At 47.3% G+C, this 26102-nt stretch carries 27 protein-coding genes; 20 read left to right on the top strand and 7 right to left on the bottom strand.

What is annotated here, in order from left to right:
- The first annotated feature begins 75 nt into the window (after nt 1-75).
- On the top strand, nt 76-1089 hold the full coding sequence (locus tag VC182_RS01905) for a D-glycerate dehydrogenase (RefSeq protein WP_323484300.1): 1014 nt from the start codon (nt 76-78) through the stop codon (nt 1087-1089).
- Nucleotides 1090-1153: 64 nt separating this feature from the next.
- Here the strand turns inward: VC182_RS01905 and VC182_RS01900 are convergent, their stop codons facing one another.
- From VC182_RS01900 to VC182_RS01880, 5 genes are all read right to left on the bottom strand, one after another.
- A complete protein-coding gene (locus VC182_RS01900) occupies nt 1154-1447 on the bottom strand; it encodes a hypothetical protein (protein WP_072583151.1) in 294 nt (97 codons plus the stop codon).
- Between the two features lie 12 nt (nt 1448-1459).
- A complete protein-coding gene (gene glp / locus VC182_RS01895) occupies nt 1460-2776 on the bottom strand; it encodes a gephyrin-like molybdotransferase Glp (protein ID WP_323484299.1) in 1317 nt (438 codons plus the stop codon).
- Nucleotides 2773-3378 carry a molybdenum cofactor guanylyltransferase MobA gene (gene mobA, locus VC182_RS01890; RefSeq protein WP_323484298.1) on the bottom strand — a complete coding sequence of 202 codons (606 nt, stop codon included), beginning with the start codon at nt 3376-3378 and terminating at the stop codon, nt 2773-2775. The genes glp and mobA overlap by 4 nt, the downstream gene beginning before the upstream one ends.
- A complete protein-coding gene (gene moaA / locus VC182_RS01885; protein ID WP_072583148.1) occupies nt 3378-4493 on the bottom strand; it encodes a GTP 3',8-cyclase MoaA in 1116 nt (371 codons plus the stop codon). Before moaA ends, mobA begins: the two co-directional genes overlap by 1 nt.
- Nucleotides 4494-4587: 94 nt before the next feature.
- Entirely contained in the window at nt 4588-7212 is a 2625-nt protein-coding gene (locus VC182_RS01880) for an Rne/Rng family ribonuclease (protein WP_323484297.1), read from the bottom strand.
- Nucleotides 7213-7675: 463 nt separating this feature from the next.
- Here VC182_RS01880 and VC182_RS01875 point away from each other — a divergent pair, with 463 nt between their 5' ends.
- The 3 genes from VC182_RS01875 to sppA are packed head-to-tail and all read left to right on the top strand — an operon-like array spanning nt 7676 to nt 10351.
- Nucleotides 7676-8692: an RluA family pseudouridine synthase gene (locus VC182_RS01875; RefSeq protein WP_323484296.1), complete on the top strand. Its 1017-nt coding sequence runs from the start codon at nt 7676-7678 to the stop codon at nt 8690-8692.
- An 18-nt stretch (nt 8693-8710) separates the two neighbouring features.
- Complete coding sequence (locus VC182_RS01870) at nt 8711-9391, top strand: HAD-IA family hydrolase (RefSeq protein ID WP_323484295.1); 681 nt, start codon at nt 8711-8713, stop codon at nt 9389-9391.
- Between the two features lie 12 nt (nt 9392-9403).
- A complete protein-coding gene (gene sppA, locus VC182_RS01865; protein ID WP_072583144.1) occupies nt 9404-10351 on the top strand; it encodes a signal peptide peptidase SppA in 948 nt (315 codons plus the stop codon).
- A gap of 35 nt (nt 10352-10386) precedes the next feature.
- On the opposite strand, the gene VC182_RS01860 is transcribed toward sppA, so the two are convergent.
- Both VC182_RS01860 and VC182_RS01855 read right to left on the bottom strand, forming a co-directional pair.
- A complete protein-coding gene (locus VC182_RS01860; protein WP_072583143.1) occupies nt 10387-11157 on the bottom strand; it encodes an SAM-dependent methyltransferase in 771 nt (256 codons plus the stop codon).
- A 41-nt stretch (nt 11158-11198) separates the two neighbouring features.
- Nucleotides 11199-11807 carry a Maf family nucleotide pyrophosphatase gene (locus VC182_RS01855; protein ID WP_072583199.1) on the bottom strand — a complete coding sequence of 203 codons (609 nt, stop codon included), beginning with the start codon at nt 11805-11807 and terminating at the stop codon, nt 11199-11201.
- Between the two features lie 42 nt (nt 11808-11849).
- Between VC182_RS01855 and VC182_RS01850 the strand changes: the two genes are divergently transcribed.
- From VC182_RS01850 to acpS, 16 genes are all read left to right on the top strand, one after another.
- Nucleotides 11850-12425: a YceD family protein gene (locus tag VC182_RS01850; protein WP_216242414.1), complete on the top strand. Its 576-nt coding sequence runs from the start codon at nt 11850-11852 to the stop codon at nt 12423-12425.
- Between the two features lie 105 nt (nt 12426-12530).
- A complete protein-coding gene (gene rpmF, locus VC182_RS01845) occupies nt 12531-12710 on the top strand; it encodes a 50S ribosomal protein L32 (protein ID WP_011902241.1) in 180 nt (59 codons plus the stop codon).
- An 83-nt stretch (nt 12711-12793) separates the two neighbouring features.
- Entirely contained in the window at nt 12794-13807 is a 1014-nt protein-coding gene (plsX, locus tag VC182_RS01840; RefSeq protein ID WP_323484294.1) for a phosphate acyltransferase PlsX, read from the top strand.
- Entirely contained in the window at nt 13804-14790 is a 987-nt protein-coding gene (locus VC182_RS01835; protein ID WP_072583141.1) for a beta-ketoacyl-ACP synthase III, read from the top strand. The genes plsX and VC182_RS01835 overlap by 4 nt, the downstream gene beginning before the upstream one ends.
- Before the next feature lie 59 nt (nt 14791-14849).
- Nucleotides 14850-15785 carry an ACP S-malonyltransferase gene (gene fabD, locus VC182_RS01830; protein WP_072583140.1) on the top strand — a complete coding sequence of 312 codons (936 nt, stop codon included), beginning with the start codon at nt 14850-14852 and terminating at the stop codon, nt 15783-15785.
- Nucleotides 15786-15811: 26 nt separating this feature from the next.
- Nucleotides 15812-16555, top strand: a complete 744-nt coding sequence (gene fabG / locus VC182_RS01825) for a 3-oxoacyl-ACP reductase FabG (RefSeq protein ID WP_072583139.1) — start codon at nt 15812-15814, stop codon at nt 16553-16555.
- A gap of 101 nt (nt 16556-16656) precedes the next feature.
- Entirely contained in the window at nt 16657-16896 is a 240-nt protein-coding gene (gene acpP / locus VC182_RS01820) for an acyl carrier protein (RefSeq protein WP_011902246.1), read from the top strand.
- 21 nt (nt 16897-16917) lie between these two features.
- A complete protein-coding gene (gene fabF / locus VC182_RS01815; protein ID WP_323484293.1) occupies nt 16918-18165 on the top strand; it encodes a beta-ketoacyl-ACP synthase II in 1248 nt (415 codons plus the stop codon).
- A 50-nt stretch (nt 18166-18215) separates the two neighbouring features.
- Nucleotides 18216-19664, top strand: a complete 1449-nt coding sequence (locus VC182_RS01810; RefSeq protein ID WP_323484292.1) for a DegQ family serine endoprotease — start codon at nt 18216-18218, stop codon at nt 19662-19664.
- A 136-nt stretch (nt 19665-19800) separates the two neighbouring features.
- Nucleotides 19801-21606 carry a translation elongation factor 4 gene (gene lepA, locus VC182_RS01805; protein WP_072583136.1) on the top strand — a complete coding sequence of 602 codons (1806 nt, stop codon included), beginning with the start codon at nt 19801-19803 and terminating at the stop codon, nt 21604-21606.
- Nucleotides 21606-22412, top strand: a complete 807-nt coding sequence (lepB, locus tag VC182_RS01800) for a signal peptidase I (RefSeq protein WP_072583135.1) — start codon at nt 21606-21608, stop codon at nt 22410-22412. Before lepA ends, lepB begins: the two co-directional genes overlap by 1 nt.
- A gap of 5 nt (nt 22413-22417) precedes the next feature.
- Nucleotides 22418-23209: a ribonuclease III gene (gene rnc / locus VC182_RS01795; protein WP_072583134.1), complete on the top strand. Its 792-nt coding sequence runs from the start codon at nt 22418-22420 to the stop codon at nt 23207-23209.
- A 44-nt stretch (nt 23210-23253) separates the two neighbouring features.
- Nucleotides 23254-24147 carry a GTPase Era gene (era, locus tag VC182_RS01790; RefSeq protein ID WP_416350562.1) on the top strand — a complete coding sequence of 298 codons (894 nt, stop codon included), beginning with the start codon at nt 23254-23256 and terminating at the stop codon, nt 24145-24147.
- A 5-nt stretch (nt 24148-24152) separates the two neighbouring features.
- Nucleotides 24153-24887: a DNA repair protein RecO gene (gene recO / locus VC182_RS01785; protein WP_323484290.1), complete on the top strand. Its 735-nt coding sequence runs from the start codon at nt 24153-24155 to the stop codon at nt 24885-24887.
- Nucleotides 24888-24899: 12 nt separating this feature from the next.
- Nucleotides 24900-25643, top strand: a complete 744-nt coding sequence (gene pdxJ / locus VC182_RS01780; protein WP_323484289.1) for a pyridoxine 5'-phosphate synthase — start codon at nt 24900-24902, stop codon at nt 25641-25643.
- Between the two features lie 41 nt (nt 25644-25684).
- Entirely contained in the window at nt 25685-26077 is a 393-nt protein-coding gene (gene acpS, locus VC182_RS01775) for a holo-ACP synthase (protein ID WP_323484288.1), read from the top strand.
- Nucleotides 26078-26102: the final 25 nt, after the last annotated feature.

The following is a 26102-nucleotide window of genomic DNA, read 5'->3' as shown; positions in this document are numbered from 1 at the left end:
TAAAACCTCAATTTTAGCTGAAATAGCCTATTTTTCAGGCGAAAGGGTCTATTTAGTTGAGGTAAAGTTCCCACTATGAATACACAGCCCAATAGCACAGTTAATCAGCAAAAACCCAAGATTTTGGTAGCAAGAGCCATTTTTCCAGAGGCATTAGCCAAATTAGAGGAATCTTTTGAGGTGAGATCTAATCAGGGGGATCGGATTTTTAGCTCTGAAGAGTTGCAAAAAGAACTCTCTGGGGTTGTAGGGGCTTTAGTTGCCGGTAGCGAAAGAATTGATGCAAACGCCCTAATGCATGCCAAAGATCTGAAAATTGTGGCCAATATTTCTGTGGGGTATAACAATTTTGATGTGCCAGCAATGACTGCTGCTGGTGTGATGGCAACGAATACGCCAGATGTTTTAACTGACACAACGGCTGACTTCGGATTTGCTTTATTGATGGCAACCGCAAGGCGCATAACTGAATCTGAGCACTGGGTGCGGGCAGGGCAGTGGGACAAATGGTCGATTGTGAATAACCCCCTTGGCATGGATTTGCATCACAGTACAGTAGGCATTATTGGTATGGGTCGAATTGGTCAAGGCATTGCAAAGCGCGCATTGGGTTTTGGGATGAATGTGATTTATCACAATCGCAGTCATTTATCAGAAGCTGATGAAAAAGCCTGTGGCGCTACATATGTTTCTAAAGAAGAATTGCTTCGCACCGCTGATCACGTAGTTCTGGTGTTGCCTTATAGCGCCGAGAGTCATCATACGATTGGCGCCAAAGAAATTGCTCTCATGAAACCAACGGCAACCCTGATAAACATTGCCCGTGGTGGCATTGTGGATGATGCGGCTCTGGCTCAAGCTCTCAAGGAAAAAAGAATCTTTGCAGCCGGCTTAGACGTATTCGAAGGCGAGCCCAAAGTGCATCCCGAGCTATTGAAATTGAATAACGTAGTACTTGCTCCACACATTGCTAGCGCTACAGAAAAAACACGTAGAGCGATGGTGGATTTAGCGGTAGATAATTTACGTGCAGTGCTTGAAGGAAAAAAACCACCCAGTCTTATTAATGCAGAAGTCTACAAAGCTTAGTAAAAAAATAAAGCCGAGCATTACTCGGCTTTATTGCTTGGAAATAGCTCCGAATATTGAATTTTTACTCGGCGTCAATTTCTTCTGGCAATTCGCGTAACGCTAATTCAATACCGCCGAATTTTCCAGCAACCCAGTTATAGACTTTGCAGGCAATCCACAACAATCCAAACCCGAGCAGGGCATTGAGAATAAGTGCCGAGAGCACAGTGAATCCAGGGATAGCGCCGTCACGAATGAAGGCGACAAATAGTGCCAACAAAACGATTGGAACGGAGAAGCAGAGGTAAACCAAAACCAAAGTTTTGGCGGTATGCATTGGGTCGAGAAAGACGAGTTCTTTTTTGCTAAGTTTCATGATGACGCAATCTTAAAGCAGTCCATCAAAAAGTGCTATATCTACCCAGTCTCCAGCGGCAACATTTCCCTGTTCGTGAGCTAGGATCACAAAGCAATTAGCTTCACTCATCGAGCGCAAAATCCCAGCGCCCTGGCTGCCAGTCAGAAGTACCGTTGGCTTGCCATCGGCTCCACGCCCCAGAATAGCGCGCTGAAATTCTGTTCGGCCTGGCTTTTTCCGAATGGGTGCTTCGGCAATAGCCTGGGTAAGAGGTGGTTCAGTTTGATTGGCACCATTGAGCTGTAAAAGTGCTGCTCGAACAAATTGATAGAAGGTCACCATGACCGCCACTGGATTTCCGGGTAAGCCAAAGAAGAGTGTTTTGCGAGCAGGGAATTTTCCAGAGACTGGTTTGAGAACTCCAAACGCCATAGGGCGTCCTGGGCGCATAGCGATTTTCCAGAAACCGACATCACCCAACTCTTGCATGATCTGTTTCGTGAAATCTGCTTCACCAACCGAAACGCCCCCAGAAGAAATCAATACATCTGCTTTGCTAGCTGCCTCAATAAAGGCTTGCTTCAAAGAGACGGGATCATCGTGCACAATTCCGCAGTCAATGATCTCTAAATTCAGGCGATTGAGTAAACCAGTAAGACTGTAGCGGTTGCTGTCATATATGCTGCCTGCATCTAATGCTTGGCCTGGCGCACACAATTCATCACCGGAAGACAAAATGGCTACTTTGAGTTTGCGCTTTACTGGTAAGGAGGCAATACCAAGTGATGCAGCTAGACCTAGATCAGAAGGGCGCAGTAAGCGACCCGCAGCAATTGCAGGTTTACCCTTTTTAAGATCCTCGCCACGTAGGCGTCTGTTCTCACCTGGTCTTAATTGATCTTGTTTGAATTCAATTACATTCTCATCTTTGGCGCTTGTGAATTCTTGTGGAATGACGGTATCACAGCCAGCAGGCATCACGGCACCCGTCATGATCTTTAGGCATTCCCCAGGACCAATGCTGCCTTCAAAGGGTTTGCCAGCAAGCGCCGTACCAACTACTCTTAGGGTGATGGCCGTGCTGTTGGTGTCGAGACATTTGCCATCAAATGCAAAACCATCCATAGCTGAATTGTCTGCAGCCGGAACATCAATAGGTGAGAGTAAATCGGCTGCCAATATCCGATTAATCGCTTGATCCAATGCAGCAGTTTCAACATCTGCAGGATCATTAATCCTCTTAGATTCTTCAATGAGATCTTCTACCAACGCAGCAATTGCCTTGCGTGCATCATCAACATGTAGTGACGAGGTCAAGAGAATTGCTTGGTTTGGAGAGTGACTCATGCCGATACTTCTTCTAGTGACTTTAGCTCTTCAGGAGTATTTACATTGGCAAATAGTTGAGGGTCATCAAAAATGACTGTGCTGCTATGCAACTCTTTAAACCAGCGATCAATTTTGAGATCCCCTTTTTGGAGAAATTGATTCAATGAATCTTGCAAGTTACTGCGCATAAGGCAAAAAACAGGCTGTGCCCATACTTTGCCATCTGCCTCTTTGGTGGAGGCGTACACCAATTGAAAGTCACCTCGCCCCATCTCGGCAATTAATAACTCTGCGAGATTATTGGGTAGCAAGGGGGAGTCGCAAGGTGAGGTAAGGAGATAAGCCGTCTTGCAAGACTTCAGTCCTACAGAGAAGCCCGCTAATGGCCCTGAAAAATCTGGCGTTTCATCCATAATCACTGGATACCCATAGCTCGCATACTTTGTGATGTTGCGGTTGGCATTAATCATAATAGTTTGCACCTGGGGCTTGAGCTTTGTGATGGCTGACTCAATGAGCGGTTTGCCATGGAAAGGAATAAGACCTTTATCAATGCCACCCATGCGTTGCGCACGTCCACCAGCAAGTATGAGTCCAGTAATGTCTTTAGTAGAGATCATTAACCACCAATGTAAGACATTTCAACCTTGCGGTTACCAGATAACAGATTCGCGGTATGCGAACCCCGAATTTCTGAATAGTGATCGTCGCGAGTTGACCAGGTATTCATTACCGCATTAGCGATTTCTAAATCACTCTTGCCAGAGCGCAATAGGGTTTTGAAATCAAAACCTTCATTGGCAAAAAGACAAAGATACATTTGCCCATCTGTCGAGATGCGCGCTCTAGAGCATTCGTGACAGAAAGTTTGAGTAACACTGGAGATCACGCCAATCTCGCCAGAGCCATCGACATAGCGCCAGCGCTGTGCAACTTCGCCGGTATAGTTGGCTTCAACAGGCTCCAGAGGAAAAGCTTCATGAATTCTGGCAATGACTTCTTTGGATGGAAGAACCTGCTCCATATTCCAGCCATTAGAGCTGCCCACATCCATAAATTCAATAAAACGCAGAATGACGCCGCTACCTTTAAAGTGCTTAGCCATTGCAATAATCTCATGATCGTTGGTACCTTTTTTCACCACCATATTTACTTTGATGTTCTGGAAGCCTGCTTCTTGTGCTGCGGCAATTCCGTCAAGTACATCGGCAACTGGGAAATCGACATCATTCATTTTCTTAAAGATCGCGTCATCCAAACCATCAAGACTCACTGTCAATCTTTGCAGGCCGGCTGTTTTTAAAGCAACGGCTTTCTTGCGCAAGATGCTACCGTTAGTAGTCAGAGTAAGGTCCAGCGCTTTATCTTCTGGTGTGCGCACTTTGGCCAACATCTCAATCAGCACTTCTAAGTTCTTGCGCAGCAAAGGCTCGCCACCGGTTAATCTAATTTTTTCAACGCCTAATGTGGCAAAGATAGAAGTGAGGCGAGTGATTTCTTCAAAGCTCAGTAATTCTTTATGAGCTAAGTAAGGATAGTTTTGGTCAAACACTTCCTTGGGCATGCAATAGGTACAGCGGAAGTTACAGCGATCAGTCACTGAGATGCGGAGATCTCTTAGGGTACGTCCCCGAGTGTCTTTCGTATGACCGTGAGGAGTGACGAGTTCGACACCAATGGGTGGCGTTAGGCCTTTGCCTTCGTCTATTCGGATGGGGATTACTTTTTCAACCATATACGTAATTATGGCTGTGAAACGGGGTTTCTGCCAAACCGCCAAATATCCTTTTGGGATAAATGGCAGTCTGGAGAAAAAGCTTCAATAAGCGTTAAACCGTTTTTTCTTGGCCGCCGGTTTCTACTAAAACCATTGGACCATCGTGAAGACTAACGGCCGGTTTAGGTGCCCTACCCAAGTTATGAGCAACAGGCTCTGCCTGAATCTGACTTTGAGCATCAGCATGCTTTGAAGAGTCGGTAGCGACCCAAATCATGCCGGCTGATTGCACAACGCTGTGCAATGGAGTTTCTTCAAGCGCCTGGAAGGCAACCTTAGGAAGCTCTGGTGCAGGTTTGGCAATTACTTCTAACGGGGCAGCCGCAACAGCAACTGGTGCTGGAGTAGATGCGGGAGCAGAGTTTTGTGCAGGACGATTTGATTGACGTGGAGCACGTGGTGCGCGCTCTTGTCTTTCTTGTTTCTCTGCTACAGGTTTTGCGTTACCAAAGCTGTTCGCAATGTTCTGAATAGGCATGCTTGCAGATGCACCAGCCATACCTACTGGAGGGCCTGCAAATGGGCTTGCTGCCACAGCTGTTGCTGGTGTATTAGCAACATCATTGCCACCTTCAGAAAGCTCGCCACGTTGACCACGACCACGACCACGACGGTTGCGACCACGACCGCGACGCTCTTCACCCTCAGCGCCTGGAGTAGTTTCGCTACCAGGAGCGGCTTCAGTTGCAGGCGTTACTGCTGCTGGATTAGCTTGATTGCGGTTCGCATCTTGACGTTCTGGCTTCGGACCATTTTGATTGCCCTGGTTACGATTGCCGTTACGGTTGTTGCGGTTGCGATTGTTGTTAGCACCTTCTGTTGGAGTACCTTCAGCTGCAGCCGCTGCTGGGCGCTCAGTACGCTCGCCACGACGGTTGCGACCACGATTGCGATCGTTACCATTGCGGCCTTGATTACGGCCACGCGGGTTGCTTGGTGCAGGCTTCTCTTCAACTGCTGGGGATGAGGAGAACAGCTTCTTGATAAATCCAAAGAGACCGCCAGAACTTTCAGTCACCACTTTTTCAGTACGTGCAGGACGTGGCTGACTGACTGGTGCGGGTTGTGTCGGAGTGATGCCTTTAACCGCTGCTTCTGGACGTACTTTTACATCCGCATCTTTTTTGCTAACTGTTGTGTCTGTCTCGAGTTCGCGAGCAGCTTCTTCCGCCATTACATAGCTAGCCTTTTGGTCATCAAGACGTGGGTCGTCATGGCGCAAACGCTCTAGTTTGTAATGTGGAGTTTCTAAATGCTTGTTAGGAACCATCAAGACGTTCACTTTGAAGCGAGTCTCGATCTTGATGACTTCAGCACGTTTTTCATTCAGGAGGAAGGCAGCCACTTCGACTGGTACCTGTGTATGAATCGCTGCTGTGTTTTCCTTCATCGCTTCTTCTTGGATGATGCGCAGAACTTGCAAGGCAGAAGATTCAGTATCGCGAATGTGGCCAGTGCCGTTACAACGTGGGCAGGTGACATGGCTACCTTCAGATAGCGCAGGGCGCAAGCGCTGACGAGACATTTCCATCAAGCCAAACTTGGAGATTTTACCCATCTGAACACGAGCACGGTCATGACGCAGAGCATCGCGTAAGCGATTCTCAACATCTTTCTGGGCCTTGCTCGATTCCATATCAATGAAGTCGATCACGATCAAGCCACCCAAGTCACGTAAACGTGCTTGACGGGCAATTTCATCAGCAGCTTCTAAGTTGGTACGAGTTGCAGTCTCTTCGATATCAGAGCCACGGGTTGCACGTGCTGAGTTGACGTCGACTGAAACCAAGGCTTCGGTATGGTCGATCACGATTGCGCCGCCAGATGGCAATGGCACAGTGCGTGAGTAAGCAGTTTCAATTTGATGCTCAATTTGGAAGCGAGAGAACAAAGGCACATCGTCTTGATAGCGCTTTACTCGTGGCAAATTGTCAGGCATCACTACAGACATAAATGCTGCAGCTTGTTCGTAGATGTCATCGGTATCGATGAGGATCTCACCAATATCAGGCTGGAAGTAATCCCGAATCGCACGAATCACTAAGCTAGATTCGAGGTAGATCAGTAATGGAGCAGAGTTGCCTTTAGCAGCTTCATCAATCGCTTTCCACAATTGCATGAGGTAACTTAAGTCCCACTGCAATTCAGTAGCGTCACGACCAATACCAGCGGTACGAGCAATGATGCTCATGCCATCTGCCACTTCCAATTGAGCCATCGCTTCGCGGAGTTCTTGACGGTCTTCACCTTCAATACGGCGGGAAACGCCACCTCCACGTGGGTTATTCGGCATGAGAACCAAATAACGACCTGCCAAGGAGATAAAGGATGTGAGGGCTGCGCCTTTTTGGCCGCGCTCTTCTTTTTCTACTTGAACAATGATTTCTTGACCTTCGCGCAAAGCATCCTTAATGGAAGCATTGCGGACGTCGATACCTTCTTTAAAGTAACTGCGAGCTACTTCCTTAAACGGCAAGAAGCCATGACGCTCTTCGCCGTAATTAACAAAGCAGGCCTCAAGTGAAGGTTCAATACGGGTAATGACACCTTTGTAGATATTGCCTTTGCGTTGTTCACGGCCGGCAGCTTCGATATCGATATCAATGAGTTTTTGACCATCAACGATGGCAACTCGCAACTCTTCTTGTTGAGTTGCATTAAACAACATGCGTTTCATAACACTCTCCTATGGGGGAGGGCGTCGTTGCGCGCTGCGTTAGGGGACAAGTTAGATACCACTTGGGACTAAGCCCAAGGCGGTTTATGGGTGTGGATCATGCAAATCTAGACATTTTTTGCCTAGTTCACCAGCTTAACTGTTGGTTAATTTGGTGCCACACCTGACAATCGCCGCAGAGACCTCCTTTAGGTCATCAATGCAGGCGCGCGCCTGAAAACTGTCTTCTAATCGCGGGTCGCGGCATACGGCACACCAACCCTGCGCCTCATTAAACGGGGGAGGGGCAACCCCGGGAGTCTTTTAAAGGGCGACTCCAAGCTCCACGATTCAAACCTGACTTCAGGCTGGTCTCGGGCCAATAAATTGGCTAGAGCGTTGATTATACGGCACAAGTTGCGTGACAATGGGGTATTGTTGAGTCCCTTGTCATCCCCTGGTGGGGTCACAAGAGAGATAAATCATGAAATCCGAACCCATTTCCAAGCCCTTAAAGGCGAAAACACCCACTACTGCAGCGCCTGCTGCAGTGCATCTTCAGACCATTGGTCCCGAAGAGGCCGGTCAACGCCTAGACAACTATTTGTTGCGTTGGGCTAAAGGAGTTCCCAAAAGCCATGTTTACCGAATTATTCGATCTGGCGAGGTCCGAGTCAATAAAAAGCGGGCTGAGCCAACAACCCGTCTGATTGAGGGGGATGTGGTGCGGCTGCCCCCGGTTCGAATTGCTGAACCTGCCCAAATGGCTGCTGTCAATAGCGCTCAAACCAAATCTCGGGCACATGGCTACTCAGACAAAATGCCGATTCTTTTTGAAGACGAAGCACTCTTAATAGTAAATAAGCCAACGGGTCTAGCGGTGCATGGTGGCTCAGGCATCGCACTTGGTGTCATTGAGACCCTGCGCATTACCCGTCCAGAGCTCAAGTTTTTGGAATTAGTTCATCGCTTAGACCGTGACACATCAGGCGTTTTACTCTTGGCTAAAAAGCGGAGCGCTTTGGTGGAGCTGCATCGTCAAATTCGTGAGGGTCAAACGGATAAGCGCTATTACTTGCTTGCACATGGTGAAATTGTCCAGGGCGCTCAAACTATGCAACTCAAATATCCGCTGCATAAATATCTTCTGCCTAATGGCGAGCGTCGCGTTCGCGTTGATCCAGATGGATTACCAAGCCATACTTCTTTAAGAGTGACTAAAGTGCTCAAGCACGAGGGCGCATCAATTACCCTCGCTGAGGCGCAACTCAAGACGGGGCGCACTCATCAGATTCGGGTGCACTTGCAAAAATTGGGTCACGCAATTTTGGGTGATGATAAGTATGGCTTTGAAGATTTGGATAAAGTAGTTAAATCCAAACGCTTATATCTACACGCTCATCTGGCTGGTTTTACTCATCCGCGTACTGGCGAAAAGATGCGGATTGAGTCCCCATTGCCAGCAGAATTTACCGCCATGATGAAAACTTTTGAGCACTAAAAATAAGAATCAATAAAAATGCCTCAAACGGATAAATCAAATCGACCCTATGACCTGATTGTGTGGGATTGGGATGGAACCATTATGGATTCCACGCCAACCATCGTGCATTGTATTCAGCAAGCCTGTCGCGATTTGGGTTTTAAGGCCCCCGATGACACTCTGGCAAGCTCAGTCATTGGTTTGGGAATTCAGGACTCATTACGCAGAGCAGTCCCTTGGGTTGAGCCGATACATTTTCAAAAACTAACAGAGCGTTTTCGTTATCACTATTTGGCCAAAGATCATGAGCTCGATTTGTTTGTTGGCATTCGAGAGCTCTTAGAGGAGCTGCATGCTAAACAGTATTTACTAGCTGTTGCCACTGGAAAGTCGCGTGTCGGATTAGATCGCTCGCTTGGCCATCATCAGATCGGCCATCTCTTTCATGAGACTCGTACAGCGGACGAATCTTTTTCTAAGCCTCATCCAGGAATGTTGCTTGAGCTATCTGATGTGACTCAAGTGCCGACTCGTCGCATGCTGATGATTGGCGACACAACCCACGACCTCGATATGGCAGCAAATGCTGGGGTCGATGCGGTAGCTGTGACTTATGGCGCTCACCCACCTGATACTTTAAAAGCTTCACCATCATTAACGCATGTGGATGATGTCGCGCAACTCTCGCAATGGCTTAAAAATAACCTGCAACACTAAGGAAGAAAAAAGATGGAAAACAACCCAAACCCGAATTGGGAACGTCAAGCTCTCGAACATCTCTTGTTGGAGAATTTAAAAGAAACTCGTAAAGCACGTCGTTGGAAAGCGGTACTGCGAGTACTCACCTTGCTAGTCATTGTTGGCGCTCTGCTTTCGATATTTGACTTTCACCTTCCAGGCAAGGGCATGGGGGTAGAAAAGCACACTGCATTGGTAACGCTTGAAGGAGAAATTTCTTCCAGCTCGATGGCTAATGCGATGGATATCAACTCCTCTTTATTGTCTGCATTTGAAAATGAGCACAGCGCTGGTGTTGTGTTGCGCATTAATAGTCCTGGAGGCTCTCCAGTTCAAGCTGGCATGATCAATGATGAGATCCACCGCTTGCGCAAGCTCTATCCCAAAAAACCGTTTTATGTCGTTGTCGAAGACATCTGCGCATCTGGTGGTTACTACGTGGCAGTCGCTGCGGATCAAATCTTGGTTGATAAAGCCAGCTTAGTGGGATCCATTGGCGTGATCATGGAAGGTTTTGGTTTTACAGGCCTCATGGATAAGTTGGGGGTTACTCGTCGCATGATTACCTCGGGCTCCAATAAGGGCATGATGGATCCGTTCAGTAAAGAGAATCCAAAGCAAGTCGAAATGGTTAAGACCATGATTGATGAGATTCACCAGCAATTTATTGCAGTGGTGAAAGAGGGTCGTGGCGATCGCTTAAAAGACGTGCCAGATTTATTTTCTGGCCGCATCTGGAATGGCGAGCAAGCAGTCAAGATTGGTTTGGCTGATGGGTATGGCACGGTAGATACCGTTGCCCGCGACATCTTTAAGGCACCGGATATTCTCGACTACACCATGAAAGAGAATTTCGCTGAGCGTGTTGCTAAACGCTTTGGTGCTGAAGCTGGAACTGCTGCTGGCAAGGCGTTGGTAAAGACATCTGACCTTAAATAGAAATAAGAAAAAAGCAAAACTAAAGCATTGAAGACTTAGGCCAGCAGTAGAAATACCGTTGGCCTATTTTGTAATGATGCACAAGCAGATTCATTCGGATAGCGTTTACGCCAATCTGCAATTGAAAGGGTGGTAATCATTTCTGATGGCAGGCTAAGGTCCACACCGAGGCATAGCAGACTTTGCGGCGCCAACGAATGGATACAGGCCATGAGCATGGCACTATTGCGATAGGGTGTCTCAATCCAAATTTGAGTTTGTTGTAATTTACGAGACTCAACTTCGAGTTGCTTAAGTTTGGCAGTGCGCTCATGGGTTTCATGAGGCAAGTACCCCTGAAAAGCAAAGCGTTGGCCATTGAGTCCGCTTGCCATCAGGCCTAACAAGATAGAGCTCGGTCCAACCAGTGGCTTCACTTGGGCGCCTAGCTTATGTGCAGCTAGCACTAACTCTGCACCGGGGTCTGCAACGCCAGGGACCCCTGCTTCAGACATCAAGCCCATATCGTTTCCGGCAAGCAAAGGCTTGAGTAAATCGGCTGGCTTGACCGCATCGCCATACTTTGCATTACGCGCAGCACCACGCCATTCACTCATTTGCATTTCTTGAATAGTGCATGCCAATGGAGAGACAGAATCGATTGCCTTTAACAACGCCCGCGCCGTCTTGGCATCTTCAACAATCCAGTGCCTTAGCCTGGCTGTTTGTGTAATCGTTTCAGATGGAAGAACCCAAGGCAATTGCTCAACACGACCATCATCACCCAAGGTATTGGGAACTAAATACAAGGTGCCGAGTTTGCTCATGAATTATTTTTTTCTAATGAATCTAGTTATTAATTTTTGCTTTATTTTTTTGATGGAATTGCATAGCCAGCATCGCGTAGCATGCTGGTTAATGCAATCAGCGGCAAGCCAATTAAAGCGGTTGGATCATCGCTCTTGATCGACTCTAGCAGGCTGATGCCTAGGCCTTCTGACTTGGCGCTGCCAGCGCAATCATAAGGCTCTTCAGCCAGTAGGTAAGCCTCTAGGGTGCTGTCTGGAAGTTTGCGAAAAGTCACTTCAGTAGGAACACATAAAGTGGTTTGGGTATCACCCTTCATCAAACATAGCGCCGTTTGAAAGGTCACCACTTGACCACGCATGAGTTGTAGCTGCGCTAAGGCTCTTTCAAAATTACCAGGCTTACCAATCGCTGCACCACAAAGATCGGCGACTTGATCGGAGCCAATGACCCAAGCATCGGGATGCTCTTTAGCAACTGCAGCTGCTTTTGCTTGAGCAAGTCGTAGTGCCAAATCAAGAGTGCTCTCTCCAGTAAGTGGGGTTTCATCTACCTTTGGTGAGATGATTTCAAAGGGGATGCGTAGGCGTTCTAAAAGTTCACGTCGGTACACCGAAGTGGATGCCAAGATGAGTCTTGGATTTTTAGGTGTATTTGTGGATGTACTCATTTTTGCTGTGCTTTCTAAGGCGCCTTCATTTAGACTGATGCCATGAATCGTAATCAAGTTTTACCTCAAGTCGAACTATCTCCCGAGCCTAGCGCCTTAAAGAGGGTAGATTTTTGTGCCCCCCAATCTTATGCAGGCACCGGTTTTTTAAGCTTGTCAGATATGCCAAGGGTGGCCGAGGAGGCGTCAACCGTTAACCCAGCCGATGGCTTTAATTGGTCTGTGAGGACCCATTTTGAGGATTCCCCGGGGAGTGAACCCCATCAAATCCTCGAATTAGGGCTAAAAGGACGTCTGCACCTGGTTTGTCAGCGCTGTTTGCAAGATTGCGCGGTGGATTTGGACGAAAAACGTCGATTTATTCTGGTTTTGACAGATTCTGAAGCAGATGAATACCCTTTGGAGGATGAGGAGCAAGATCCTCTGGTCGTAAATCAGCACTTCAACCTCCTGGAAACGATGGAGGATGAGGTTTTGCTGTCTTTGCCCCTGATTCCAAAGCATCCAGATGGGTTTTGTGAACCTCATGCATCTACCTTTGGGGATGAGGCTGATGAGGAGCCGTCAAATGAGCGGGAAAACCCCTTTAACATATTGAAAAATATGAAGAAAAACTGAAATTAGGGGCCTGATTTCAGTTGTTGTTTTAAGTATCTTTTGTCAATAAATCAAGCATTTAGGCGCATTTCCATGCTAGAATATCGCCTTGCTTAGGAGTTCAATATGGCCGTTCAACAAAACAAAAAATCACCTTCCAAACGTGGCATGCACCGTGCGCACGACTTCTTGACCGCACCTGCTACGGCTGTTGAAGCCACAACTGGTGAGGCTCATTTGCGCCACCACATTTCACCTAACGGCTACTATCGTGGTCGTAAAGTTGTTAAAACTAAAAACGACTAATTTTTTAGTCTAAACAGATAGAAGCGGCTCCAGTAAAAGCCGCTTTTTTCTTGGATAAATCACTTGCAGCAATCAATGAGCTTATGAGCGTTACTCTTGCTATTGATGCCATGGGCGGAGATCATGGAGTCGTCGTGACGGTTCCGGCTGCCTGCGATTTTTTAGAAAAACACGCTGACGTGAAGATTACCCTCGTTGGTGATCCCGATTTAATCAAGCAAGTCTTGAGTAAATCTCCTAAAGCTCCTATGGAGCGAATTCAAATTATTTCCGCTAGCGAAGTTGTCTTAATGGATGATCCCATTGAGATTGCTCTGCGTCGCAAAAAAGATTCTTCTATGCGCGTTGCCATCATGCAGGTAAAGGAGGGCGCTGCAGATGCAGTGATCTCTTCTGGCAATACTGGCGCACTCATGGCGATCTCTCGCTACATTCTCAAAACGCTTGATGGCGTTGATCGCCCTGCGATTGCTACCGCGATCCCCAATGAATTAGGGCGCGGGACAACTATGCTGGACCTCGGCGCAAATGCCGACTGTGAACCAATGCACTTGGTGCAGTTTGCTCAGATGGCAAACGTGATGGTGCAAGTGGTGGATGGCAAACAAAACCCTTCAATTGGCCTTCTCAATATTGGTGAGGAAGTGATTAAAGGGAATGAAGTTGTTAAGCAAACCAGTGAGTTACTTCGTCAAACCTCTTTAAACTTTTACGGCAACGTAGAAGGCAACGATATTTTCAAGGGTACTACGGATATCGTGGTGTGCGATGGTTTTGTTGGCAACGTCGTTCTGAAAGCCAGTGAAGGCTTGGCAAAAATGATGAGTGGTTTGATTCGCCAAGAATTTAATCGCTCATGGCTTACCAAGTTAATGGCGATCTGTGCAATGGTGCCATTGCTAAGAGTACGTAAGCGTGTTGATCATCGTCGTTATAACGGCGCAGTATTGTTGGGTTTACGTGGTTGTGTAATTAAGAGCCATGGTTCTGCTGATCGGTTTGCTTTTGGCTTTGCCTTGGATCGCGCCTATGAGGCGGCTAAGAATCGCATGGTGGAGCGCATTGCTGCAGCCTTTGTAGTGGAGACAAAAGTATGAGTATTTTTGCAAGAGTAGCGGGTACCGGAAGTTATCTTCCTGAGTTGCGCTTAACTAACCAAGACTTAGTGGAGCGTCTTGCTAAAACTGGCTTAGAGACCAGTGATGAGTGGATTAAAACGCGTAGCGGTATTTCCGCACGTCACTTTGCCGCTGAAAATGAGTTAACTAGTGATCTGGCTGCCAAGGCGGCACAAGCTGCATTAACTAGTGCCGGCATTACCTCTGAAGATTTGGACCTCATCATTTTGGCCACTTCTACTCCAGATCATTTGGGCGGTTTTCCAAGTACCGCTTGCGTTGTACAAGACAAATTGGGCGCACACACTGCTTGTGCTGCTTTTGATGTGCAAGCAGTGTGTGCTGGTTTTACTTATGCGCTTGCCATTGCAGATGCATTTATTCGATGTGGCTCATACAAAAAAGTATTGGTCATTGGCGCAGAAACATTCTCCCGTATTCTAAATTTCCAAGACCGTGGCACTTGCGTCTTGTTTGGCGATGGTGCTGGAGCTGTTGTACTTGAGGCTTCTAAAGAAGCCGGCATTCTCTCTACTGCATTACATGCCGATGGTAGTCAACGCGATATTTTGTGTGTTCCTGGGCGTGCAGGTAATGGCGAAGTGCATGGTTCCCCATTTATGACTATGGATGGTCCAGCGGTCTTTAAGCTTGCTGTGAAGGTCTTAGAGCAGGTAGCTCACGAGGCGCTCGAAAAAGCGAACCTCAAGGCTGAGCAAATCGACTGGCTAGTACCGCATCAAGCCAATATTCGCATCATGGAAGGCACGGCTAAGAAGATGGGTATGTCCATGGATAAAGTCATTGTTACTGTGCATGAGCATGGCAATACTTCGGCTGCATCCATTCCGTTGGCATTAGATGCTGGCGTGCGCTCTGGGCAGATTCAGCGTGGACAACATCTCTTGCTAGAGGGTGTTGGCGGCGGGTTCGCTTGGGGTGCGGTTGCGATTAAATACTAAGAGCGGCACACTATTTTTATTCATTCATCTCTTTAATTTCTTTTCAGCGAATTAATCACATGACATTTGCATTTGTATTTCCTGGTCAAGGCTCTCAATCCGTTGGCATGCTCAATTCCATTTCTGAGCGTCCAGAAGTACGCGCAACATTGCAAGAGGCTTCTGAGGCATTAGGTGAGGACGTTGCAAAGCTGATTTCTGAAGGCCCTGCAGAGGTGCTGTCATTAACCACGAATACTCAGCCTGTGATGTTGACTGCAGGCGTTGCTTTTTATCGAGCCTGGCTGGCAGCAGGTGGATCTGCGCCTAAGGTAATGGCAGGTCATAGTCTTGGTGAGTACACTGCCTTGGTTGCATCTGGCGTTATTTCTTTTAAAGATGCTGTTCCATTGGTGCGCTTTCGTGCTGAAGCAATGCAAACTGCTGTGCCGGTAGGTACAGGCGGCATGGCTGCGATTCTCGGCTTGGATGATGCAATCGTGATTCAGGTGTGTGCTGAAGCAAGTGCTGTTTCTGGTGGTGTTGTTGAAGCCGTCAATTTCAATGCCCCCGGCCAAGTGGTGATTGCTGGTGCAAGTGATGCCGTTACTAAGGCATGTGAATTATTAAAGGCTGCTGGCGCTAAGCGTGCCTTGCCGTTGCCAGTATCTGCACCATTTCATTCTTCTTTGCTGCAGCCAGCCTCTGAAAAATTGAAAGGCTACTTAGCCAGCATTGAATTTAAAGCACCAACCATTGCTGTGATTAATAACGTGGATGTTCAAATCTTGAATGACCCGATTGCAATTAAAGATGCCTTAGTGCGTCAAGCTGCTAAGCCTGTACGTTGGCAAGAAACCGTTCAGGCTATGGCCTCTCAAGGCATTACTCGGGTAGTAGAGTGCGGTCCTGGCAAAGTATTGGCAGGCCTTACCAAGCGCATTAATGATCAGGTCACTGGTGTGCCGGTATTTGATGAAGTCAGCTTGAATGAAGTTCTGGCAAGCTTTCAATAAAACAAACGTTATAGCGGAAGATAAAAATGAATCTCGACTTAAGCGGACAAATTGCTTTAGTAACTGGCGCCTCACGCGGTATTGGTCAGGCAATCGCGGATGAGCTAGTCAAGTGTGGCGCCAAGGTAATTGGAACGGCTACATCCGAGAGTGGAGCTAAAGCGATTGATGAGCGTTTAAAAGCTTCAGGCGGTGCTGGCAAAGTATTGAATGTGACTGCCCCAAATGCTTGTGAAGAAATGATTGATCTGATCGTCAAAGAGTATGGCGGCATCAACATCTTGGTGAATAACGCCGGCATCACTCGTGACAATTTAGCAATGCGCATGAAGTCTGAAGAGTGGACTGATGTGATTGATACCAACCTCAGTTCAGTCTTCCGTCTTTCTCAAGCAGTAATGCGTCCCATGATGAAGGCCCGTGGTGGCCGCATTATTAATATCACTTCAATTGTTGGTCATATGGGTAATCCTGGTCAGGCAAACTACGCAGCTGCAAAAGCAGGCGTTTCTGGAATGACCCGTGCCTTAGCCCGTGAAATTGGTAGCCGCAATATCACTGTGAATTGCGTAGCTCCTGGATTTATCGACACTGATATGACCCGCGCCTTGAGCGAAGAACAGCAAAATGCCCTAAAAGTGAACATTCCTTTGGCGCGTTTGGGTAGTCCTGAGGATGTTGCCCAAGCGGTGGCCTTTTTGGCCTCTCCAGCGGCTGGCTACATTACGGGTAATACCCTGCACGTCAATGGCGGACTCTATTTAGCCTAACGGCAAAGCCAGGATTTGGTCATTTTTAGGCGAATTTGCTAATTCGGTCCGCCAAACTGATAAAATCCTTTCATCGTTTTTTACAACCCCTGGGGAAATTAATGGACAACATCGAACAACGCGTTAAGAAAATCGTCGCTGAGCAATTAGGCGTCGCAGAAGGAGACATCAAGAATGAATCTTCTTTCGTGAACGACTTGGGCGCTGACTCTCTTGACACTGTTGAGCTAGTTATGGCCTTGGAAGATGAATTCGGCATCGAAATTCCTGATGAGGAAGCTGAAAAGATCACCACAGTTCAGCTCGCGATCGACTTCGCTACATCAAAAGCTCAGGGTTAATTCCCTAGCCTAGGTATTACTGTGTCAGCATCAAATGGCCGACGCCGGGTAGTAGTCACCGGCCTTGGCCTTATCTCACCTGTTGGTAATTCAGTTGATGTAGCTTGGTCTAATTTGCTTGCGGGCAAATCAGGTATTGCTACCATCACTAAGTTTGACCACACTCCGCTTAGCGTTCATTTCGCTGGAGAGGTGAAAGATTTCAATGTCGAAGAATATGTTTCTGCCAAAGAAGCGCGCCACATGGATACCTTTATCCATTACGGCATTGCTGCTGGTACACAAGCCATTCGCGACAGTGGTTTAGAGATCACCGAACAAAACGCTGAGCGCATTGGCGTCATGGTTGGTTCCGGCATCGGTGGCTTGCCAATGATTGAAGAAACGGGTGCTGAGTTATTGGCTCGTGGTCCTCGTCGTATCTCCCCTTTCTTTGTTCCAGGCTCCATCATCAATATGATTTCTGGCCACCTCAGCATCTTGTTTGGTCTCAAAGGTCCAAACGTGGCTGCGGTAACAGCTTGTACAACGGGTTTACACAGCATTGGATTGGCTGCACGCTTAATTCAGTACGGTGATGCTGATGTCATGGTTGCTGGCGGTGCTGAATCGACTATCTCCGCATTAGGGGTTGGTGGCTTTGCTTCTGCAAGAGCGCTTTCTACTCGCAATGATGATCCTGCAACTGCATCACGCCCTTGGGATAGAGACCGCGATGGTTTTGTTCTGGGTGAGGGCGCAGGCGTAGTGGTGATTGAAGAGTATGAGCACGCTAAAGCCCGTGGCGCAAAAATCTATTGCGAATTACTGGGCTTCGGCATGAGTGGTGACGCTTATCACATGACTGCCCCAAATATGGATGGCCCCCGTCGTTGCATGCTTAATGCAATGCGCGACGCAGGCCTAAATGCTGATCAGATTCAATATATTAATGCTCACGGCACTTCCACGCCTTTGGGTGATAAGAATGAAACTGGCGCTATTAAGGCTGCTCTTGGCGACCACGCTAAGAAGACTTTAATTAACTCCACCAAGTCTATGACTGGTCACCTCTTGGGCGGTGCAGGTGGCCTGGAGTCTGTTTTCACGATTTTGGCTCTTCATAACCAAAAATCACCACCTACTATCAATATTTTCAATCAAGATCCTGAGTGCGACCTGGACTACTGCGCCAATACCGCTAGGGATGTGAAGATTGACCATGCAGTCAAAAACAATTTTGGCTTTGGGGGTACTAACGGTACCTTGATTTTTGGCAAACTGACCTAATATTCTTAATATCTTCATTATTGGTTTTCACCAAGTAGGTCTATAGCATCATGAAAAAGTACTTCATTGCACTCTTGGCTATATTTAGTCTGGGACAAGTCGCCTTTATTCCATTTGCTTCTGCGCAAAATCCCCGGGTCACGATTCCTGACTTTGCGGATTTGGTTGAACGCGCAAGTCCTGCAGTTGTCAATATTCGTACCACTGAAAAAGTAGTAGTGCAGCAAGCGCAAGGTGGCATTCCGGGAATCCCAGAAGATCAGGCGGAATTTTTCCGCCGTTTCTTTGGTGTACCAATTCCAGGAATCCCAAATGGACCTAAACCAGCGCAACCTAATTTAGGCAAGCCGCAAGAAGCGGATCGTGGAGTAGGCTCTGGTTTCATTATCGAATCCAATGGTCTGATTTTGACTAACGCTCACGTTGTTGAGGGTGCCACCACTATTTATGTAACCCTGACTGATAAGCGCGAGTTCAAAGCAAAGTTACTTGGCATGGATAAGCGTACCGACGTTGCAGTCGTCAAAATTGAAGCGCGTGATTTGCCAAAGCTACCTTTAGGTGATTCATCGAGGGTGCGAGTAGGTGAATGGGTGCTTGCAATTGGTTCCCCGTTCGGCCTTGAGAACACGGTGACTGCAGGTATTGTGTCGGCGAAGAGTCGCGATACAGGCGACTACTTACCTTTTATTCAGACTGACGTTGCTGTGAATCCAGGAAACTCTGGAGGGCCGCTTTTAAATACGGCTGGTCAAGTAATTGGTATCAACTCACAAATCTTTAGTCGCTCTGGTGGGTATATGGGTATCTCCTTTGCGATCCCGATTGATGAAGCAATGCGTGTTGCAGATCAATTGCGTACATCCGGAAAGATTTCTCGCGGGCGTATTGGTGTTGCTTTGGGTGAGATGACGAAAGAGGTAGCTGAGAGTCTTGGTTTAGGAAAACCTCGTGGCGCTTATGTGCGCAATGTTGAACCAGGTGGCCCTGCAGCCGCCGGTGGAATTGAGGCGGGCGATGTGATTCTGAGCTTCAATGGCAAAGATATTTCTAAGTCCACCGATTTGCCTAGAGTCGTAGGTGAAACCAAGCCAGGTACTTCTGTGCCTGTGCAAGTTTGGCGTAAAGGCGGAACCCGTGATTTAACGGTTACCGTAACTGATACCGAATCCGGTCAGGTGGTCAACAAGAAGCCTGATGCACCCGCAACCAGTGGCAATAGCGTCAATACCCTTGGAGTTGTTGTAGGCGAGTTATCGGATGGCAAAAAGAAGGACTTAAATATTAAAGGTGGAGTTGAAGTGACTGGTTTAGGTGATGGCCCCTTGGCAAAAGCGGGGATTCGACCAGGTGACGTCATTATTCGGGTGGCAGATGCCGATATTACGAGCGTTAAGCAGTTTGAGGCTCTAGTTAAGGGTTTGGACGCTAATAAGGCTGTACCGGTCTTTATCCGCCGCGCTGACAGCACTTTAGTCGTTCCTGTAAGGCCTAAATAACCCCATTTTGGGTCTAAAAAAGGGGTTTGGCGCCTTTTAGGCGCCACCCATTACAATCACTTTAAGACGACTTTTTGCAGCGCATCATCGTGGTGCGTTCTGACAAGGCGTTTTTTGAATGACCTATTAAGACGCTATGGATTTAATCCGCAATTTTTCTATCATCGCCCATATCGATCACGGCAAATCGACGCTTGCCGATCGTATTATTCAACTCTGCGGCGGTCTCTCTGATCGTGAAATGGAAGCCCAAGTTCTAGACTCAATGGATATTGAGCGTGAGCGCGGCATCACTATTAAGGCGCAAACCGCAGCGTTAAATTACAAAGCCAAAGACGGCAAGATTTACCACATCAACCTGATTGACACCCCAGGACACGTTGACTTCTCTTATGAGGTCAGTCGCTCTTTGTCTGCCTGTGAAGGTGCCTTGTTAGTCGTAGATGCCAGTCAAGGTGTTGAGGCGCAAACAGTTGCCAACTGTTACATGGCGCTTGAGTTGGGCGTTGAGGTTGTACCAGTGCTCAATAAGATTGACTTACCTCAAGCCGATCCTGAGCGTGCTAAAAAAGAAATTGAAGACGTCATTGGTATCGATGCTTCTGAGGCCGTCACCTGCTCAGCCAAAACAGGTTTGGGTGTTGCAGATGTCATCGAGGAAATGATCGCCAGAGTGCCGCCGCCAAAGGGTAATGCAGAGGATCCATTGCAAGCCTTGATTATTGACTCCTGGTTTGACAATTATGTAGGCGTTGTCATGTTGGTGCGCGTTGTGAATGGCACTCTAAAACCAAAAGAAAAAATTACCTTGATGGCTAATGGTTCAAGCCATTTAGTCGAGCATGTAGGCGTGTTTAGTCCGAAGTCATTAGATCGTCCAGAGCTATCTGCTGGTCAAGTGGGTTTTGTGATTGCCGGCATTAAAGAATTAAAAGCTGCCAAGGTTGGCGACACCGTGACACATACTCCTGGGCAGCAAGGGCGCGTTCCTGCGGCTGAGCCACTACCTGGTTTTAAAGAAGTGAAGCCCCAAGTTTTTGCTGGCTTATATCCAGTAGAGGCGAGTGAATACGATCAGCTGCGCGAGTCCCTTGAAAAGCTCAAGTTAAATGACGCCTCACTCTTATATGAGCCAGAGGTTTCACAGGCTCTAGGTTTTGGATTCCGCTGCGGCTTCTTGGGTTTGCTCCACATGGAGATTGTGCAAGAGCGTTTAGAGCGTCAGTACGGCATGAATCTCATCACGACCGCTCCAACGGTGGTGTATCAAGTGGAGCAGTCTGATGGCACGCTCATGATGGTGGATAACCCGTCGAAGATGCCCGAGGCTAGCAAGATCAATACCATTCTTGAGCCGATTGTGACGGTCAATTTATACATGCCGCAAGAGTATGTAGGGGCGATGATTACTTTGTGCGTAGGTAAGCGCGGCATTCAGATGGACATGAACTACTTAGGTCGTCAGGTCAAACTCACTTATGAGTTGCCGATGGCCGAGATTGTTTTGGACTTCTTTGACAAAATGAAATCCATCTCACGCGGATATGCCTCAATGGATTACGAGTTCAAAGAATATCGCCCGGCAGACGTAGTTAAGGTCGACATCCTCATTAATAGTGAGCGGGTTGATGCCCTCTCAGTGATTGTTCATAGAAGCAATAGCCAACATCGTGGGCGCGAAGTAGTTGCCAAGATGCGCGGCATTATTCCTCGTCAAATGTTTGATGTAGCGATTCAGGCGGCAATTGGTAGCAATATCGTTGCGCGTGAAAACGTCAAAGCTTTGCGTAAAAACGTTTTGGCTAAGTGCTACGGTGGTGACATTTCCCGTAAGCGTAAGTTATTAGAGAAGCAAAAAGAAGGTAAGAAGCGTATGAAGCAAGTCGGTAACGTAGAAATTCCACAAGAAGCCTTCTTGGCTATTCTGCAGGTGGAGGATTAATGAACTTTGCTTTAGTCCTTTTTATATTGGTGATTGTTTCTGGAATCGCTTGGGTTGCTGACAAATTGCACTTTGCCCCGCAAAGACGTTTGGTTGGTATTGACCGTATGCCTTTGTGGCTTGAATACACAGCAGGTTTCTTCCCAGTAATTTGTGCCGTATTTGTATTACGCTCTTTTATCGCTGAGCCTTTTAAGATTCCTTCTGGCTCAATGATCCCTACATTGCAAATCGGCGACTTCATTTTGGTTAATAAATTTACCTATGGAATTCGTTTACCGGTGCTCAATCAAAAAGTCGTTGACTTGGGCTCACCCAAACGCGGTGATGTTGTTGTGTTTCGCTATCCACGTGATGAATCGGTGGATTACATCAAGCGCATAGTGGCCTTGCCAGGTGACGAAATCACTTATGAAAATAAGCGTCTGACTATTAATGGTCAGCCTCTGCAATATAGCGGTGGCGAGCCGTATCTCGATCCTGAGAATATGCGCTATGCCAAACGTTTCACAGAGACTTTCCCAGCAGACTTGGGCGGTAATCGTCATGACATCTTGAATGACCCTGATCGTCCGGCTACTGTATTTCCGACTGAGCGTTTTCCGGGTTCTGAGTTCTGCCAGTACCAGCAGTCTGGCGTGACTTGCAAAGTACCTCCAGGGCATTACTTCGCGATGGGCGATAACCGTGACAACAGTGCAGACTCACGTTATTGGGGCTTTGTACCGGATAAAAACATTGTCGGTAAGGCCTTCTTTGTGTGGTTGAACCTGGGTAATCTTGGCCGCATTGGCGGATTCGAGTAAATATTATGAATGCGCGCGCCGTTATCGAAACTGGACCGCTGCAAGAGCGCCTCGGCTATACCTTCAAGAAGCCGGAGCTACTAAATCAAGCCTTGACTCATCGCAGTCATAGTAAGAAAAATAACGAGCGCTTGGAATTTTTGGGGGACTCTATTCTGAATTGCGTTGTTGCTGAAATGCTCTATGAGCGTTATTCAGACTTAGATGAGGGCGACCTCTCTCGCGTACGTGCAAACTTAGTAAAGCAACAAGCTTTATACGAAATTGCCCAAACTTTATCCTTGTCGGATTACTTGCGCTTGGGTGAAGGTGAGTTGAAGAGCGGTGGCTTTCGTCGCCCTTCTATTCTTGCTGATACCTTAGAGGCAGTGACTGGCGCAATCTTTATGGATGGTGGTTTTGAAGCGGCTAAGGCCAGTTTGCGTAAGCTGTATTCCATTATCTTGGCAAACGTAGATCCTAAAACCTTAGGTAAGGACGACAAAACTTTATTGCAAGAATGCTTGCAAGGCTATCAATTGCCATTGCCGACCTATAACGTTACCGGCACTACTGGTGCTGCACACAACCAGCAGTTTGAGGTGGAGTGCTTGATCCCTAGCCATAAAGTGGCGGTCAAAGGTGAGGGTGCTTCGCGTCGTGCTGCTGAGCAAGCCGCGGCAAAGTTAGCCTTGATTGCTATGCTCAAGGCTTTGCCGCAAGAATCTCGTAAACCCAAGAAGACTCGGTCGGCTAAAAAGAAGGCAGCCAAAAAAGAAGTGACCGAAGAGCAGTTCAATCTTAAGCTGAAGGGCTAATCGTGTTTAGATGCGGCACCATCGCCATTGTTGGGCGTCCTAATATGGGTAAATCAACTCTTCTGAATGCGTTGGTTGGTCAGAAGATCAGCATTACCTCTCGTAAGGCGCAAACTACACGCCATCGTATTTTGGGAATTCAGAATCGCGAAGAAGCGCAGTTTATCTTTATCGATACCCCAGGCTTTCAGACGCGTTTAATGAATACATTAAACAAGGCGTTAAATCGTACTGTCACCACTGCCTTACAGGACGTGAATGTCGCTTGCTTCGTGGTTGAGGCTGGGTACTTTGGTGAAGATGATAAAAAGGTATTAAAGCTACTGCCAGATGACTTGCCGGTTGTACTGGTTTTAAATAAATTAGATTTGTTTAATAGTCGCTTTCAGACTCCATCAGAACGTGACCAAGCACTCCTTAGCTTCATTAAAGAAATGGCTCGCCCTTGGTGCGAACTAGGTGGCCATGAAGATCAGAAGTGTGAGTTTGCTGAGATCGTGCCGATGAGCGCCAAGAGTCCTGGTGATATTGAAAGATTGTTAGATGTTTTTGAGGGCTACCTGCCTGAGGCTGAGGCTGTCTATGATGGCGACACTATTACCGATCGCAGCGAGCGCTTCTTAGCTGCTGAGATTCTGCGTGAAAAAGTATTCCGCTTTACCGGTGAAGAACTGCCTTACACCAGCACGGTAGTAATCGACCAGTTCAAGATGGATGGCAAGATGCGTCGTATTGCGGCAACCATTTTGGTTGATCGCGATAGTCACAAGGCAATGATCATTGGTCAAAAGGGTGAGCGTCTCAAGAAGATTTCGACAGATGCCCGTATTGATATGGAAAAACTCTTTGATGGCAAAGTCTTTTTAGAGACTTGGGTCAAAGTGAAGCGCGGCTGGGCGGATGATCGTGCTGAATTGCGGGCTCAGGGTCTGGAATAAGTTTCATGGCCTCGATTCGTATTGCTGACGAGCCTGCTTTTGTATTGCATAGCATTCCCTATAAAGAGACCAGCTTAATTCTGGATGTCTTTACTCGGCAATATGGCCGCATGGCTTTGATTGCTAAGGGCGCTAAGCGTCCACACTCCACTCTAAGACCGGTATTGCAGCGCTTTCAACCGCTACTAGTTTCTTGGAGTGGTAAATCAGAGCTCCGCACTTTAACGAAGTCGGAATGGGTGGGGGGTACGCCTTCTTTGGTTGGCGATGCTTTGCTCTGTGGCTTTTATCTCAATGAATTGCTCGTCAAGTTTTTAGCGCGTGAAGATGATTACGAAAAACTCTACGATCGCTATTCCGAGACTATTAATGCTTTATCGAATCTGGAGTTTGAGTCTAAAGGCTTAGAAGAGATTTTGCGTCCGTTTGAGTTATCACTCCTGCAGGAGACGGGGTATGCAGCCGCCTTGGATCGCTGCGTTGAAACGAATGAAGTGCCTCTAGCTCAAGAACAATATGTCTATCAACCAGAGCGAGGGGTACGCCCTGTTCAGGCCGATGATCCTGGGCACTGGCCCGTTCTTACTGGTAAATCCCTTTTGGCGATTGCAGCGGGAGATTTCTCAGACCCTGAGACTCTTTCTGAGAGTAAGCAATTAATGCGTTTTCTTCTTGGCCTGCACTTGCAGGATCAGGTATTGACGACTCGCCAAATTTTGATTGATCTGAAGAAAATCTAGTAATCTACAGAGATGAGCAGCCATCCAAGCCTTGAACTAGGTATCAATATCGATCACGTCGCCACTTTGCGTAATGCAAGGGGTACGGTCTATCCTGATCCACTGAGAGCAGCAGCCCTTGCTGAGGAGGCTGGCGCTGATTTAATTACTCTGCATTTACGAGAAGATCGTCGCCACATTAAAGATGCAGACTTGCTGGCACTTCGCCCGCTCATCAAAACCCGTATGAATTTAGAGTGTGCGGTAACGCCTGAGATGATTGATATTGCGTGCCAAGTAAAGCCGCACGACGTCTGTTTAGTCCCAGAGAAACGTGAAGAAGTCACAACAGAAGGTGGTTTGGATGTCTTAGGGCATTTTGAGGCGGTGAGGGCTGCCACAAAAAAATTAGTTGATGCTGGTATTCGGGTATCTCTATTTATTGATCCAGAAGAAAAACAAATTCAAGCAGCTAAAGAAGTTGGTGCAACTGTAGTGGAATTGCATACCGGTCGTTACGCCGATTTATCTGGCGTCGACCAGGCTAAAGAGTTAGAGCGTATTCGTAAGGCTGCAATCTTTGGGAAAAGTATTGGGCTCAGAGTCAATGCGGGTCATGGTTTGCATGAGGGCAATGTCAAACCAGTAGCCGCCATTGCTGAATTATCTGAACTCAATATTGGCCATGCTATTGTTGCTGAGGCCTTATTTAAGGGTTGGCAAAAAGCAATCATCGATATGAAAGCCTTGATGGATCAGGGCAGAGCCAGTGCTTAAGTATTAATAACGGCAAATAACAAAAAGCCATTACAGTAAATATGATCATCGGCATAGGCACAGACATTCTGCAGATTGAGCGCTTACAGGCGGCATACGATCGCACCAATGGCCGCCTGGCTGAAAAAATTCTGGGGCCAGATGAAATGTTGGTGTTTAAGCACCGCCTTGCCAGAAACCATAAGCGCGGGATTGCGTTCTTAGCTACCCGTTTTGCTGCCAAGGAAGCCTTCTCAAAAGCGATTGGTTTGGGAATGAGAATGCCTATGACTTGGCGTTCACTCCAAACCCTAAATGAGCCTAGTGGCAAACCAATTACTTCTTACTTAGGAGCTTTGGCGCTATTTATGATAGAAAAAAATTGGGAAGCTCACGTTACTGTGAGTGATGAACAGGATATGGCAATTGCGCATGTCATCGTTACTCAAAAGTAAATAAAAAATACAGTTGAAATAGAGG

This window comes from Polynucleobacter sp. AP-Nickl1-40-C4 (genome assembly GCF_035012665.1).
Lineage (GTDB): Bacteria > Pseudomonadota > Gammaproteobacteria > Burkholderiales > Burkholderiaceae > Polynucleobacter.
Note: the sequence above shows the minus strand (reverse complement) of the source record. Positions and strands in the feature narration are given on the sequence as shown.